Raw genomic sequence first — 14,530 nt, forward strand, 5'->3', positions numbered from 1 at the left:
ACCATGAACCGCACCGTCTTCATCCTCAACGGCCCTAACCTCAACCTGCTGGGTCGTCGTGAGCCGCACATTTACGGCCACACCACGCTCGAACAGATCCGGCAAAGCAGTGAAAGGCTGGCCGAGGAACTTGACCTGGTATGCGACTTTCGCCAGACCAACCACGAAGGCGTGATGGTCGACTGGATTCAAGAGGCCTTTGAACAAGGTGCAGCAGTGATCATCAACCCGGCCGGCCTTTCGTTTCACTCGATTCCGGTACTGGATGCACTGAAGCTGCTCGACGCCCCGCTGATTGAGCTGCACCTGTCGAACATCCATGCTCGGGATGAACTTCATCGTCACTCGATCATGTCGGGCGTGGTCAATGCGGTGATCTGCGGCATGGGTGCCGACGGTTATCCCCTCGCCATCCGGGCCATTGATGACTTGCTGCGTCGTCAGGTAGCCAACCACTAACACCTCGTAGCAAGACGCTTACACGGCGGTCCCTCGGCAGATTGTTGCCAGGGCCGCTTGCGCCTGAAATTCAGTCGCCAGCTGCAAAAACTGCCAGAAAAATAATAATTGAATGCGAGAAAGCCAACATGCATCACTCTGTTTTTCGCCGTAACGTACCCGCACATTACAAATTAATCGGCCTGACCCTGGCACTCAGTGCCGCCTCGGCAACTGTCGCTCATGCCGATGAAAACGCCGGTTTTATCGAGGGCGCGACCTCCACGCTCAATCTGCGCAACGCCTATATCAATCGTAATTTTGTCAATCCCGCCTACCCGAATGCTGCCGCACCACAGAACAAAGCTGAGGAATGGACGCAAAACTTCATCCTCGATACTCGCTCCGGTTACACCCAAGGGCCGGTAGGTTTCGGCGTTGATGTCCTGGGCCTTTACTCGCAAAAACTCGATGGGGGCAAAGGCACTGCCGGTACGCAACTGTTGCCTGTCCATGGTGATGGCGAGCCTGCTGACAACTTCGGGCGACTGGGCGTTGCCGCCAAAGCCAAGGTCTCAAAAACGGTGGTAAAAGTCGGTGAATGGGTCAGTACCCTGCCGATCCTCCGTTCCGATGACGGTCGCTCGCTGCCGCAAACCTTTCAAGGCGCGCAGATCACTTCCCAGGAAATCGGCGGCCTGACGTTGTACGGCGGTCAATTCCGGCAGAACAGCCCGCGCAACGACGCCAGCATGGAAGACATGTCCATGAACGGCAAAGCCGCGTTCACATCCGATCGCTTCAACTTCGGTGGCGGTGAATACACCTTCAACGAAAAGCGCACGACGGTCGGGGTCTGGTACGACGAACTCAAGGACATCTATCAGCAACAGTACTTCAGCCTGAGCCACAGCCAACCCGTGGGTGACTGGACGCTCGGCGCCAATATGGGCTTCTTCACCGGTAAGGAAGACGGCGCCAGCCTGGCCGGCGACATGGACAACAAGACCGCGTTCGGTTTGTTTTCCGCGAAACTGGGCGGCAACACGTTTTATGTCGGCCTGCAAAAGCTCACTGGCGACACTGCGTGGATGCGGGTCAACGGTGCCAGTGGCGGCACCTTGGCGAACGACAGTTACAACTCCAGCTACGACAACGCACAGGAACGCTCCTGGCAGGTTCGCCATGACTATAACTTCGTCGGAATGGGTGTCCCCGGCCTGACGATGATGAACCGCTACATCAGTGGCGACAACGTGCACACTGGCGCTATCACCGACGGCAAGGAATGGGGTCGGGAGTCGGAACTCGCTTATGTGATTCAGTCGGGCGCGTTGAAAAACCTGAGCGTCAAATGGCGAAATTCCAGCATCCGCAAAAACTTCAGCACCAACGAGTTTGACGAGAATCGTCTGTTTATCAGCTATCCGATTTCGTTGCTGTAATCGGTAAGCAGGTTGCGTTCATCTGCTACGCAACAGGATGAACGCAGCTTGCTGATCTATAGCCTTGTCACTTACCTCAACGACTTAAACCCGGCACGCACTTCCTGCGAGAACAGCTTCGGCTGCTCCCACGCCGCAAAGTGCCCGCCTGTGGGCAACCTGTTGTAATGCACCAGTTTGGGATATGCCCTCTCCGACCAACTTTTCGGCGCCGCGTACAACTCATCGGGAAATACGCTCACCGCAACCGGAATGTTGACGCCCTTCACAGCGAAGAACGTCGATTTGTTCTCCCAATACAGTCGCCCCGAAGAAACGGCGGTGTTGGTCAGCCAGAACAGCGTGATGTTGTCGAGCACGTCATCCGGTGTAAGGCCTTCCGGTTGTCCATCTATGGAACGCGCGATCATCTCGTAGCTCTTGGGATCGTGATCAAGCATGAACGCCGCCAAGCCAATCGGTGAATCAGTAAGGGCGGTCAGCGACTGAGGCCGGTCACCCATCATGATGGCGTAACCGATGTGTTTGTAGGTGTTGGCGAGTTGCACCGCTGCCTGCGTCTCTTCCTCGGAAAGCCCACTGGGCACAGGCTCGCCACGAAACAACGCTGCATCGATTTCAGGCGGAATGACCCCCGGCATGTTCGAATGAATACCGATCAGGCCAGGTGGCGCTTTCACAGCCATCAGATCGACGACAATCGCTCCCCAATCCCCTCCTTGCGCCCCATAGCGGGTGTATCCGAGTCGCTTCATCAGTTCGATGTACGCATCGGCGATACGCTCGGGATTCCAACCGGCCTCGGTCGGTTTCTGCGAGAAGCCGTAACCCGGCATCGATGGAATCACCAGGCTGAACGCGTCGGCAGCGTTGCCACCGTGCGCCGACGGATCGGTGAGTGGCCCGATAACTTTCATCAACTCGATGACCGACCCAGGCCAGCCGTGTGCCATCAGCAGTGGTAATGCATTTTCGTGTTTGGAGCGGATATGCATGAAATGGATATCCAAACCATCGATTTGGGTGATGAAGTTTGGAACGGCGTTTATTTTCGACTCGATGATTCGCCAGTCGTATTGAGTCGCCCAGTGATTGGCCAGTTTCTGGATGGTTGCCAGTTGCACGCCTTGAGATGAATCATTGACTAACTCTTTGTCCGGCCATCGGGTTGCTTCAATTCGTCTGCGCAACTCCGAAAGCTCTGCCTCTTTGGCGCTGAAATGAAAGGGACGTATTTCAGAAGAAACACTATTTGTCAGGACGCCCATCAGTAATTCCTTTAATTATTCTTCGAGACTCAGCTAGAACAAAGGGCTGTAACTAGCTGACAGAATTGATTTTATAGGGGCACTTACGGCGCCGAATAGAACGGAAAAAGCGATCACCTTCGGCTTTTCCGCCCGCCCCGCTACGCCGCCGCTGGTCACCTGGAGGCAACATGGGCTTTGACATCACCATGACTTTTCGCGGAATATTTGTTGATCGCATGCGATTTAATCGATTGCGCCAAACGATGCATTCTCCGGAGAATTTCCCATGAAAGTTGCTCGCCGCCGCAACATCGCTACCCAACAGGCCTCTCACGGCCACAACGGCAACAACTGGATCAAAAGCTGCAGAGCCTGTGCTTCATGAAGCTGATTCAGCTTCGAGCCTTCTGCTCTGTGGTCGACAAGGGCAGCTTTCGCTCGGCGGCACGAGCACTGGACGCAGCTCAGAGCACGTTGACCGAGTCGATCCAAAGCCTGGAAAGGGAACTGGGGGTCACCTTGTTGGTGCGCTCCAATCAAGGCATCAGTCTGACCCTGGCCGGCAAGGTGTTCCTGACCCGCGCACGCTCGATCGTTCTGGATTGCGATCGTGCCGTGCAAGACGTCCGGCAGTGCAATGGCATGCCCGAAGGTCAGATCGCACTGGGTGTCACGGCGGAACCCTTGACTGCGTGCCTGATGCCGGTCTTCAGCAGTTTTACCCGCCGATTTCCAAACGTGAAACTGCATGTCGCCGGTGGACAAACGAAGGTATTGATCGAGATGACTCGCGCTGGCCGGCTCGACTTTGTCATGGGCCCGCTGAGTCCCAACGTCTGCGATATCGACTTGCACATTGAGCGGCTTTACCGCTCAAAAGCCAGCGTGGTTGCGCGCAAGGGCCATCCCCTGGCGGAGGCTCGCTCACTGAGTGATTTGGCCGACTGCCAGTGGATCAGTGTCCGTCCCGGCGGGATTGCAGGCAGTGCGGAAAATCACCTGATCGACCTGTTCAAGGCGCAGGGCCTGGCGCCGCCGAAGATCGTGGTGACTACCGAATCACTGCTGGAAATGCTGCACATCATTGCCGAGACGGATTACCTGGCCATTGAGCCGAGCATGCTTCCCGGCATGAAGCTGTTTTCCTCATCGCTCATGCGCATTTCTGTCCGAGAACCTTTGGAATCATGCGAGGTGTGCTTGATCAGCCGTCGAGTGGCACCGCTCACTCAACTGACACAAGAACTGACCAGCATGCTGATCTCCTACTCGCGCTTGCGTCACCGAGCCAAGGTCTGAACCTCAAGCGGCCATGCCGATATTGTGGCTTGCTCGATACATATGGATAAACGTATATTCGGATACCCATATATACGAATGACACCGCCGTGCTGAATCCCGCCGCCGTATTTAAATGCCTATCCGACGAAACCCGCACACGGGCGACCTTGCTGATCACCCGTGAGGGCGAGTTGTGCGTTTGTGAGCTGGTCTGCGCGCTGGAGGACAGCCAGCCGAAAATTTCCCGCCACCTTGCCCAGCTCCGGGCATGCGGCCTGCTTCTCGATCGTCGCCAGGGTCAGTGGGTTTTCTACCGGCTCAACCCTGAGTTGCCCGAGTGGGTACGCACCGTTCTAGACACCACGTTGGCCGCCAACAGCGCCTGGCTTGAGGCCAATACGGCTCGACTTCACGCGATGGGCGACCGTCCGCTCAACACCGCCGCCTGCTGCTGACCTCCACGCCTGCCGAGATTTTTTTATGCTTATAGCGTTCGCCATTTTCCTGTTCACCATCGTGTTGGTCATCTGGCAGCCTAAAGGGCTGGGCGTTGGTTGGAGCGCCACCCTGGGCGCAGTTCTGGCACTGATGACGGGCGTCGTGTCGCTCAACGATATTCCACTGGTGTGGCACATTGTCTGGAACGCCACCGCCACGTTCATCGCGTTGATCATCATTAGTCTGCTGCTCGACGAGGCCGGCTTTTTTCAATGGGCCGCACTGCATGTCGCCCGCTGGGCCAAGGGCAATGGCCGTCGGCTGTTCGCCTTTACCGTTCTGCTGGGAGCCGCCGTTTCCGCACTATTCGCCAACGACGGCGCGGCACTGATCCTGACACCCATCGTTATTTCCATTTTGCTCGCCCTGCGCTTTTCTCCTGCGTCGACCCTGGCGTTTGTCATGGCCGCGGGTTTTATCGCCGACACCGCGAGCCTGCCGCTGGTGGTGTCGAATCTGGTCAACATCGTTTCGGCGGACTACTTCAACCTGGGGTTCAATGAGTACGCCTCTATCATGGTGCCGGTCAATTTCGTCGCCGTGGGCGCGACGCTGGCGATGCTGTACTGGTTTTTCCGCCGGGACATCCCCGAGCGCTACTCACTGGACGACCTGCAAGATCCACGACATGCCGTGCGTGACCGACTGACTTTTCGCGTCGGCTGGGTTGTTCTGGTGTTGTTGCTGATCGGGCTATTTGCGCTGGAACCGATGGGCGTCCCCATCAGTGTCATTTCGGCCTTCTGCGCAGCGTTGCTGTTCGCCGTCGCGGCACGGGGCCATGTGATTTCAACCCGGCGCGTACTGCGCGAAGCACCCTGGCAAGTCGTGACTTTCTCGCTGGGTATGTACCTGGTGGTTTACGGACTGAAGAACGCGGGCCTGACCACGTACCTGACGGAGATCCTCAATCATTTCGCCGACTACGGCATTTGGGGCGCCGCATTGGGAACTGGCTTTCTGACAGCGTTGCTGTCATCCGCCATGAACAACATGCCGACCGTGTTGGTAGGAGCGCTGTCGATACATGCCAGTGACGCCACCGGCGTGGTGCGTGAAGCCATGATCTACGCCAACGTCATCGGCTCTGATCTCGGCCCGAAAATCACCCCCATCGGCAGCCTGGCGACTCTGCTCTGGCTGCACGTTCTGCAGCGCAAGGGCATCCGCATCACCTGGGGTTACTACTTCAAGGTGGGTGTGATTTTGACGCTTCCCATTCTGTTCATCACCTTGTCGGCCCTGGCCTTGCGCCTGGGCCTCTAGCACCTGCCGAGAAAGAGGAGTCGCCATGCGCGTCCTGTTCATGTGTACCGCCAATAGCTGTCGCAGCATTCTGTCCGAAGCGATGTTCAATCATCTCGCGCCACAAGGTTTCCAGGCGATCAGCGCTGGCAGTTTTCCCAAAGGCCAGGTTCTGCCGCGCAGCCTGACAACGTTGCAGGAAGCCGGGATTGCGATTGACGGTTTAAGCAGCAAAGGCAACGAAGCCTTCGAAGCCAACCCGCCGGACATTGTCATTACCGTCTGCGACAAGGCCGCTGGCGAGGCATGCCCGGTCTACTTCGGACCGGCGTTGAAAGCCCATTGGGGATTGGAGGATCCCTCCGAGGTGAAGGGTGATGAGGAAGCCGTCGCCGCTGCCTTTCATGCAACCCTGGCGCGTATCGAAACACGCTGCCGGGCTTTCTTCGCCCTGCCCTTTGCGCAACTTGATCGTGATGCACTGGAACGCGAACTCGGGCGCATCAGCACGCTGTAGCAAGAGTTCCATCCACGGGCGTCATCTGAAAAAATGGCTCGGCGTCTTGCCAAACTGTTTTTTGAACATGGTCGTGAAGGCGCTGGGGCTGTCGTAGCCCAGGGCTCCGGCAACGTCGATGATTTTCTCCCCTACCGCGATGCGCTCCAGGGCCAGCAGCAACCGGGCCTGTTGACGCCACTGGCCGAACGTCATGCCTGTTTCCTTGTGGAACAGGCGCTGGATGGTTTTCTCATCGAGGTTCAGGCGCACGCTCCAGTCGGACAGCGTTGAACCATCACCCGGATCGGTTTGCAGGGTCGAACAAATCGAGCCGATACGTGGATCAGCCGGTTGCGGCAGGTGCAGCGGGAGAGTCGGCAAGAGGGTGAGTTCGTCGACGATCAAGCGCAGAATCCTGGCTTCGCGGGTATCGGCATCAATCGGGGCCGCGATGGTCACGGAGGTCTTGATCAGCTCGCTCAGCAGCGCGGAAATGCTCACCGCCCGGGTTTCGCCCGGGAGCTGCGGAAAGTGGTCGGGACGCACAAACACGCTGCGCATCTTCAACGCACCGACACAGCGAATCGAGTGCACATGGCCGCTGGGCATCCATATTCCGCGACTGGGCGGAACGGTCCACTGGTTCAGCCCCGAGTGCACAACCATCACGCCTTCGATCGCGTAGATCAACTGATGTTTGGCATGGAAATGAGGCTCGATGAACCAGTTTTCCGGGTAGTCGGTCGCACTGCTGCAAACCGCCCAGGCCACTTCGTCCATCTCGAGCAAAAATTCTTCCAACGGCTTGATGATGATTCCCTTTTCACGATAGTTGTCGCCCGAATCGCGCGAGACAGGCAATTGGGTGAAATCTAGCATAGCCACCGGTACTCACGCCCTGCCCTTTTTACCTGTCCGGATGATCTGCGATGTCCACCAGCACGACTGCTTCAACCAGCGCTTCAGTTGCCAGCCAGGCCAGCCCTTTAGTCATGCGCGTGATCGGCGCTTGCGCCCTGGCGCATTTGATCAACGACTTGATTCAGGCCGTCCTGCCGTCGATTTACCCGATGCTCAAGGCCAACTATGGCCTGACGTTCACCCAGGTTGGACTGATCACACTGACCTTCCAGCTCACCGCTTCGTTGCTGCAGCCGTGGATCGGTTATCACACTGACCGTCATCCCAAACCGTGGCTACTTCCGTCCGGCATGGTCTGTACGCTGATTGGCATTTTGATGCTGGCGTTCGTCGGTTCCTTCCCGGCGATCCTCGTGGCTTCGGCGCTGATTGGCGTTGGCTCCTCGACCTTTCACCCGGAAACTTCACGGGTTGCGCGCCTGGCATCGGGCGGACGCTACGGCCTTGCACAGTCGACGTTCCAGGTCGGTGGCAATGCCGGCAGCGCTTTTGGCCCTTTACTGGCGGCGGCGATCATCATTCCTTACGGTCAAGGCAACGTGGCCTGGTTCGGTCTGTTCGCGGCATTTGCCATCCTCGTGCTGTTCGGTCTCAGCCGCTGGTATCGCCATCACTTGAACCTGTTCAAGCTCAAGCAAGGCGGTAAGGCCACCCATGGTCTGTCCAAGACGCGAGTGACCTTTGCGTTGGTGGTACTGGCCCTGTTGGTGTTCTCCAAATACTTCTACATGACCAGCTTCACCAGCTACTTCACGTTCTATTTGATTGAGAAGTTTGACCTGTCGGTCGCCAGTTCTCAGCTGTACCTGTTTTTGTTTCTTGGCTCTGTCGCCGCGGGCACGTTCTTTGGTGGCCCTATCGGCGACAAGATCGGGCGCAAGAAGGTGATCTGGTTTTCCATCCTCGGTGCTGCCCCCTTCACCCTGGCCCTGCCCTACGTCGATCTGTTGTGGACCAGCGTGCTGAGCATGGTCATCGGCTTCGTACTGGCCTCGGCGTTTTCCGCCATTGTGGTTTTCGCCCAGGAACTGGTGCCGGGCAATGTCGGCATGATCGCCGGCGTGTTCTTCGGTCTGATGTTCGGCTTTGGCGGCATTGGAGCCGCCTTGCTCGGGCATCTGGCCGATATTCATGGCATCGAGTACGTGTACAACCTCTGCTCCTACCTGCCGCTGTTGGGGATACTGACGATCCTGCTGCCGTCTACCAAAGGGGTGTGAGCCTTCAGGTATGTGAGGGAAAGTCCGGCAAGATGTACTCCCCCAGTTCATCGAGGATTTCGCCATAGGGTTGACGGCTGACCCTGGAATTAAGCGCGGTATGCGAAACCAGGCGGACTATGCTCTTACTCTCCACCGATCGGGTCAGGCTAAGCGAAGCCGCCGCTGCGAGTCGCGGAGGACGCGGGCACTTCGACGGCTCTGTGTATCACTGTGTATCTGAGCGACACCTCGATACAACGGCTTGCATCTGGCCCGGCAATTTGACACACCCCAGACACGTCACCACGTTGAAATGCGGGCAAGGTTTGAAGGGGATCAGCCAGAGACCCTGACCCACGACATGCAACGGAGACATCCCCATGAAGATGGCAATGCACAAGGGCAACACCGGTAACGCTCGCCGCGGTCTGGTCGGCTCCTCACTCCTCGCGCTCACCTTGTTCGGCGTGATCGGTGCGGCCCACGCACAATCGACCGCGACCGCGCAGCCAGCGGCGACCAGTGCCGGCGTCTCCTATTCGGCACCCTCTCCCTTCGGCCCGCTCAAGCATGTCAACGCCGGCCTGCTGGACGTGGCGTATGCCGAGACGGGTCCGGCCGATGGTCCGGTGGTTATTCTTCTGCACGGCTGGCCGTACGACATTCACAGCTATGACGAGGTCGCACCGTTGCTGGCAGCCAAGGGCTATCGAGTGCTGATGCCTTATGCACGCGGCTATGGCGATACGCATTTCCTGTCCGAGAAAACCGTGCGCAACGGCCAACCGGCCGCGCTGGCCAGTGACGTCATCGACTTCATGGATGCGCTGAAGATCAAACAGGCTGTGCTCGGTGGCTACGATTGGGGCGCGCGTTCGGCGGACATCGTCTCGGCGCTGTGGCCGGAGCGGGTCAAGGCGCTGGTTTCGGTCAGCGGCTATCTGATCGGTAACCAGGCGGCCGGCAAGAACCCGCTGCCACCGAAGGCGGAATTGCAGTGGTGGTATCAGTTCTACTTCGCTACCGACCGTGGTCGTGCGGGGTACGAGAAAAACACCCACGACTTCGCCAAGTTGATCTGGCAATTGGCCTCGCCGAAGTGGGCGTTCGATGACGCTACGTTCGACCGCAGCGCCAAGGCTCTGGAAAACCCTGACCATGTCGACATCACGGTGTTCAATTACCGCTGGCGCCTGGGCCTGGTGCAAGGCGAATCCCGATACGAAGCGCTGGAGCAAAAACTGGCCACGGCGCCTTCGATCAGCGTGCCGACCATCACACTGGAAGGCGATGCCAACGGCGCACCACACCCGAACCCAGAGGATTATGCCAAGCGCTTCACCGGCAAATACGAGTTCCGGCTGATCAACGGTGGCATAGGCCACAACCTGCCACAGGAAGACCCGAAGGCATTCGCCAAGGCAGTGATTGATGCCGATCACCTTTGAGTAACGTCCCCGCCACGTAGCTGCACAACGACGGCTCGTTTTAATCAACGGGCCGTTTTGTTGCTTACTGCTGTTCGTGTTCTGCGAACGATTCCGTGCGCACCTGACGGGGTAACGGGTCGATGGGTGGCCACGTGCTTGGGCACACGGTTGTACAGACCTGCGATGTCGTAATGTGACTCACAACTCAAGCACCAATGGCGCATCGCCCTCCTTCCCTTGCGCAGGCACCGCACAACAAATCAGCACCTCGCCTTCTGCCGGCATTTCCGCAGGCAGGTTCAGATAATGCACTTGCCCGCTGACCAGCCGGGTACGGCAGGTGCCGCACGACCCACCCCGACAACTGAAATCCGGGTTCAAGCCACGGCTTTCCGCCAGTTCCAGCAAACTCCCGCCACCCGGTTCCCAACGCGCCTCCTTGGACGACGCAGCGAACAACACTTTGACCGGGCTGCTGGCCGCCGGCACCTGCTCGACCGCCGGGGTCAGTTGATCGCGCTGGCGCACAAGCGTCGAGGGGCCAAAGGTTTCCGCATGAATGCGATCATCGCCAATGCGCAACTCACGCAGGCTGTCGTACAAGGCCTGGGTAAATGGCCCGGGACCGCACAGGTAAAAGTCGTAATCGTCCAGCGGCAGCAACGCCTTGAGCAGAGCGATGTCGATGCGCCCCGCCAACTCGAAGTCTTCACCTTCGCTGGCGTGCTCCTCGGGTTGGCTCAGCAGGCGTAACGCACGAATCTTGTCTTTGGCGCGGGTCGCCAGTTCATACAGCTCATCTCGAAATCCCAGTTCGGCCAAACTGCGTGCGCTCTGAATGAACCAGGTTGGGCGAGTCCGGCGGATGCGCTCTCCTTCATAAATCACTTCGCGCAACATTGACAGCAAAGGTGTAACGCCAACACCGGCGGCCAACAGCACCAGCGGCCGGCGCTCATCGGCTCGCACCGTGAAGCGCCCTTGAGGAGCACGGGCCTCAATCAAATCCCCGACTTGAATACGTCGATGCAAATGCGCCGAGACGAGTCCGTCACGTTTGACGCTGATGCGAAAAAAGCTGTCGGACGGCGCGCTCGACACACTGTAGGTCCTGACCAGCGGAGCCTCCCCTTCAGCGACGCAAATGCGCACTGGCAAGTGTTGTCCTGCCTCGAAGCGCGGCAAACCTGCGCCATCGTCGGGCTCCAGGTAAAACGAGCGAATCGTGCTGCTTTCATCAACGATTCGGGTGACACGCAACTGTCGCCATGTGTCGCGCAAGGCGTCGGCCTGCAAACGGCCATCGGCTTGTTCCCAGCTGCCGGTCATCAGGCTGTTGGGTGAGAACCCTTCAAACCGCCAGCGCAACGCCAATGTCGCGGGACGTCGGATCACCTGATCTACCGTCAAGGTCCAGAGCCGTTCCGCGCCTTGAAATGCGGCTATTTCGGGGCCTTCGAGAATGATCTCGGTGCGGCCGGCAACCTGCAGCACATCGCCTGATTCGAAATCGACGAACAATAATCCCGCACGGGGATTGAGCAACAAATTACCCAAGGTATTGAAATGCAGGTTGCCGGCGAAGTCCGGAATTTTCAGCACATTGCCTTCAATCCTGACGAAACCTGCATTGCCTCCTCGGTGCGAGACGTCCACTGCGCGTTGCGCGGGGTCTCCATCCAGGTCCAGGTAACTGGCGATAAAGAAGGTGTCGACCTTGCTGATAGTCGCCTTGGCGGCCTCATCGAGCTGATCGAGATGCTCGGCCTGAGTGGCGGCCGAAGCGTGGCCGAGGCTGACGGGTTCCACGCTACGCAACTGGATGTATTGCGGACAGTTGCCGAAACTGTGCACCACTGAAACGGCGCAACCGCCAGGGAAAGCGCGGCTGATGTTGCCGTTCATACGATTGCGCCTTCGAGTCTTCAGGTCGATGCCCAGAATGCCTACGGCAGCCCCCTCTTTCAGCGCGGGCGTGACCGGATCACCTTCCGCGGGTAGACGGTCGAGCTGCAATATTCGCGGATCGGGGGAATGGGCAAAACCGGGCGGGCCTTCTATCAGGGTCGCCCAGGGAGTGCCTCGTTCATCGACGGCGCCCAGCACCAGATAAGGCAGTTGGCTGTAAAACAATCGGTGCTGGTCGGGCATGTAGTCGCGCACGACCCGGCGCCCGTTTATTTCCATGCGATCGGCAACGCCGATGGTTTCCTGCAACTGCCGCTCGCCCGCATGCCAAGGCGATGTGCCTGTCTCGTCCGTCTGATTCATGTTCACCTCTTCGCTCAGTAAACAGATGCACTTCACTTGCCGACTCATCGTTGTAGCGTCGGATCCTGCGGCGTAACCATCAAAATCGCGAAAACAGATGCTCCCCTTTAACCGGACCGGAGAGAACTACCAAAAAACACAATCCACTGTTTCACCCGCTGAAATGCCGTCGACTGCCGGGGCCCGTTTGATGATGGCTGGAGCACCGCCGGAACAGCCATCAAACCGTGCCCCTAGCGACGGGTTTAAGCGCCAGGTCCTGCGCCAGACGCTCCACCAGGAAGTCGACGAAAGTGCGCACTTTCGCGGGTACTCGCTGGTTTTTCTGATACACCACCTGAATGGGCAGCGCAGGGGGTTCGAAGTCCTGGAGCACCACCTCCAGCCCGCCATTGGCGACCTGGCTGGCCACCTGATAGGACAATACCCGCGTGATTCCCCAGCCCAGGCAAGCGATATTGATAGCCGCCTGATTCGCGGTCACCACCAGGCGCGGGTTAAAACGGAAGCTCAAGGCATTGCCGTCATTTACAAATTGCCAATCGCTCAGCAGGTGGCTGGCGGATGACATGACAATGTTGGCCGAGCTCAAATCCCCAGGGTGCTGTGGTCGGCCGTACCGCTCAAAATAAGCGGGAGCAGCGCATATCACTTGTCGCACCTCTCCCACCTTGACGGCGTGCTGACTGTTCTCGTGCAGATGGCCGATGCGTATCGCCACATCTATACCTTCGTCAGCCATGTTCACCACTCGGTCCACCAGCAAGGCATTGACGTGCACCGAGGGATATCGATCAAGATATTCCGCCAGTAGCGGTGCGATGAACAACTCGCCGAACAATACCGACGCCGTCACCGTCAAATTCCCGCAGGGGATCGAATAGCTGCCGGCGGCGGCTTCCTCCGCTTCATCCACTTCGCCGAGAATGCGCCGGCAATCTTCCAGATAACGTTGCCCGGCTTCAGTCAGATGCAGGCTGCGGGTGGTTCGCGACAGTAATTGGGTTCCGATCCGCTCCTCCATTCCGGCAATGGCCCGCGTCACGCTTGGCGGCGAGATATGCAGGCGGCGGGCGGCGGCGGCGAACCCTTCCTCCTCGGCGACAGCCATGAATATCTGCATTTCCTGAAATCGATCCATGGATGAGCCTTTCTTGGTGAAAAATATCGAAGCCTCTGAGCGCTCCGCCGCGCAGCAGCACTGGCCAGTATTGTTGGCTATTACGAGTTTCGCACGCCCGACCGGTTACGGAACGGGCGAATGCGATTCGTGAGAAAACGGCGGGGTAAATCGAAGGGCTGGAACCTGTCGAACGAGCATGCGACAAGTTCCAGCGGAGTGAATCAGGCCTGTTGCAAGCCTGTGGCGGTACGTTGCATGCCGACAAAGCGCGGCAGTTCTTCAATGCGGCCGAGCCAGGCGCGGACGTGAGGATAATCAGTCAGTGCAACATTGCCTTCAGGGGCGTGGGCCACATACGTGTAGGCCGCGACATCGGCGATGGTCGGTTTGTCACCGGCCAGAAACTTGCTTTGCCCCAACTCATCCTCCATGACCTTGAGCAAGTCATGGGATTTTCCGATGGCCTCTTGCGCGTTGTAACCGGCACCAAATACGGTGATCAGTCGAGCCGTGGCGGGGCCGGAATTGATCTGGCCCGCGGCCACCGACAGCCAGCGCTGGACCCTGGCTTGCTCTACTGGATCGCTCGGCAACCATTGGCCATCGCCATATTTGCCGGCGAGGTAAGTCAGAATCCCATTCGAGTCCGCCAGAACAGTGCCGTTGTCATCGATCACCGGTACCTGGCCAAAGCGATTGAGCGCCAGGAATTCAGGCGTTTTGTGCGCGCCTTTCATCAGATCCACAAACACCAGTTCGGTAGGCAGGCCAAGCAGGGACAGCATCAGTTCGACCCGATGCGAGTGACCGGACAGCGGGTGACGATAAAGTTTGATTGCTTGCTGGGACATGACGTACTCCGATTGTTTTGACGGTTCGACCCGGTAGTCGCGTCGATGGCCTATCTTCCACTGCCGTCCGGAACAG

Annotated in this window: 13 protein-coding genes; 8 read left to right on the forward strand and 5 right to left on the reverse strand. The window is 58.2% G+C overall.

Annotation, left to right across the window (positions count from 1 at the left end; genetic code table 11):
- Positions 1-3 precede the first annotated feature (3 nt).
- On the forward strand, positions 4-459 hold the full coding sequence (locus tag ABVN21_RS11245; protein WP_339552157.1) for a type II 3-dehydroquinate dehydratase: 456 nt from the start codon (positions 4-6) through the stop codon (positions 457-459).
- Between the two features lie 128 nt (positions 460-587).
- Positions 588-1,883 carry an OprD family porin gene (locus ABVN21_RS11250; RefSeq protein WP_339552158.1) on the forward strand — a complete coding sequence of 432 codons (1,296 nt, stop codon included), beginning with the start codon at positions 588-590 and terminating at the stop codon, positions 1,881-1,883.
- A gap of 71 nt (positions 1,884-1,954) precedes the next feature.
- Here ABVN21_RS11250 and ABVN21_RS11255 read toward each other — a convergent pair whose 3' ends face one another.
- Positions 1,955-3,151, reverse strand: a complete 1,197-nt coding sequence (locus ABVN21_RS11255; RefSeq protein ID WP_339552159.1) for an epoxide hydrolase family protein — start codon at positions 3,149-3,151, stop codon at positions 1,955-1,957.
- A 363-nt stretch (positions 3,152-3,514) separates the two neighbouring features.
- Between ABVN21_RS11255 and ABVN21_RS11260 the strand changes: the two genes are divergently transcribed.
- From ABVN21_RS11260 to ABVN21_RS11275, 4 genes are all read left to right on the forward strand, one after another.
- Positions 3,515-4,432, forward strand: coding sequence for a LysR substrate-binding domain-containing protein (locus ABVN21_RS11260; protein WP_339552160.1), 918 nt, complete (start codon positions 3,515-3,517; stop codon positions 4,430-4,432).
- A gap of 89 nt (positions 4,433-4,521) precedes the next feature.
- Positions 4,522-4,869: a metalloregulator ArsR/SmtB family transcription factor gene (locus ABVN21_RS11265; protein ID WP_339552161.1), complete on the forward strand. Its 348-nt coding sequence runs from the start codon at positions 4,522-4,524 to the stop codon at positions 4,867-4,869.
- Positions 4,870-4,894: 25 nt separating this feature from the next.
- Positions 4,895-6,178: an arsenic transporter gene (locus ABVN21_RS11270; RefSeq protein WP_339552162.1), complete on the forward strand. Its 1,284-nt coding sequence runs from the start codon at positions 4,895-4,897 to the stop codon at positions 6,176-6,178.
- A 25-nt stretch (positions 6,179-6,203) separates the two neighbouring features.
- Positions 6,204-6,674: an arsenate reductase ArsC gene (locus ABVN21_RS11275; protein ID WP_339552163.1), complete on the forward strand. Its 471-nt coding sequence runs from the start codon at positions 6,204-6,206 to the stop codon at positions 6,672-6,674.
- 21 nt (positions 6,675-6,695) lie between these two features.
- Here ABVN21_RS11275 and ABVN21_RS11280 read toward each other — a convergent pair whose 3' ends face one another.
- On the reverse strand, positions 6,696-7,469 hold the full coding sequence (locus tag ABVN21_RS11280) for a helix-turn-helix transcriptional regulator (RefSeq protein ID WP_339552384.1): 774 nt from the start codon (positions 7,467-7,469) through the stop codon (positions 6,696-6,698).
- 116 nt (positions 7,470-7,585) lie between these two features.
- On the opposite strand from ABVN21_RS11280, the gene ABVN21_RS11285 reads away from it, so the two are divergent.
- Together ABVN21_RS11285 and ABVN21_RS11290 are read left to right on the forward strand one after the other, a co-directional pair.
- Complete coding sequence (locus ABVN21_RS11285) at positions 7,586-8,797, forward strand: MFS transporter (protein WP_339552164.1); 1,212 nt, start codon at positions 7,586-7,588, stop codon at positions 8,795-8,797.
- Positions 8,798-9,159: 362 nt separating this feature from the next.
- Positions 9,160-10,227: an alpha/beta hydrolase gene (locus ABVN21_RS11290; protein ID WP_339552165.1), complete on the forward strand. Its 1,068-nt coding sequence runs from the start codon at positions 9,160-9,162 to the stop codon at positions 10,225-10,227.
- 180 nt (positions 10,228-10,407) lie between these two features.
- Here the strand turns inward: ABVN21_RS11290 and ABVN21_RS11295 are convergent, their stop codons facing one another.
- The 3 genes from ABVN21_RS11295 to ABVN21_RS11305 all read right to left on the reverse strand — a co-directional run bounded on the left by ABVN21_RS11295 (position 10,408) and on the right by ABVN21_RS11305 (position 14,454).
- Positions 10,408-12,480, reverse strand: a complete 2,073-nt coding sequence (locus tag ABVN21_RS11295; protein WP_339552166.1) for a pyridoxamine 5'-phosphate oxidase family protein — start codon at positions 12,478-12,480, stop codon at positions 10,408-10,410.
- 220 nt (positions 12,481-12,700) lie between these two features.
- Positions 12,701-13,621: a LysR family transcriptional regulator gene (locus ABVN21_RS11300; RefSeq protein ID WP_339552167.1), complete on the reverse strand. Its 921-nt coding sequence runs from the start codon at positions 13,619-13,621 to the stop codon at positions 12,701-12,703.
- A 203-nt stretch (positions 13,622-13,824) separates the two neighbouring features.
- Positions 13,825-14,454, reverse strand: coding sequence for a glutathione S-transferase (locus ABVN21_RS11305; protein WP_339552168.1), 630 nt, complete (start codon positions 14,452-14,454; stop codon positions 13,825-13,827).
- Between the last annotated feature and the right edge of the window lie 76 nt (positions 14,455-14,530).

The sequence above is a fragment of the Pseudomonas sp. MYb327 genome, assembly GCF_040438925.1.
Classification (GTDB): Bacteria; Pseudomonadota; Gammaproteobacteria; order Pseudomonadales; family Pseudomonadaceae; genus Aquipseudomonas.

Bases quoted from the DNA above. Each gene is read 5' to 3' on its own strand.
- ABVN21_RS11260 (WP_339552160.1), top strand. From the start codon at position 3,515: ATGAAGCTGATTCAGCTTCGAGCCTTCTGCTCTGTGGTCGACAAGGGC.
- ABVN21_RS11275 (WP_339552163.1), top strand. From the start codon at position 6,204: ATGCGCGTCCTGTTCATGTGTACCGCCAATAGCTGTCGCAGCATTCTG.
- ABVN21_RS11300 (WP_339552167.1), bottom strand. From the start codon at position 13,621: ATGGATCGATTTCAGGAAATGCAGATATTCATGGCTGTCGCCGAGGAG.
- ABVN21_RS11255 (WP_339552159.1), bottom strand. From the start codon at position 3,151: ATGGGCGTCCTGACAAATAGTGTTTCTTCTGAAATACGTCCCTTTCAT.
- ABVN21_RS11305 (WP_339552168.1), bottom strand. From the start codon at position 14,454: ATGTCCCAGCAAGCAATCAAACTTTATCGTCACCCGCTGTCCGGTCAC.
- ABVN21_RS11295 (WP_339552166.1), bottom strand. From the start codon at position 12,480: ATGAATCAGACGGACGAGACAGGCACATCGCCTTGGCATGCGGGCGAG.
- ABVN21_RS11270 (WP_339552162.1), top strand. From the start codon at position 4,895: ATGCTTATAGCGTTCGCCATTTTCCTGTTCACCATCGTGTTGGTCATC.
- ABVN21_RS11250 (WP_339552158.1), top strand. From the start codon at position 588: ATGCATCACTCTGTTTTTCGCCGTAACGTACCCGCACATTACAAATTA.
- ABVN21_RS11290 (WP_339552165.1), top strand. From the start codon at position 9,160: ATGAAGATGGCAATGCACAAGGGCAACACCGGTAACGCTCGCCGCGGT.
- ABVN21_RS11285 (WP_339552164.1), top strand. From the start codon at position 7,586: ATGTCCACCAGCACGACTGCTTCAACCAGCGCTTCAGTTGCCAGCCAG.
- ABVN21_RS11245 (WP_339552157.1), top strand. From the start codon at position 4: ATGAACCGCACCGTCTTCATCCTCAACGGCCCTAACCTCAACCTGCTG.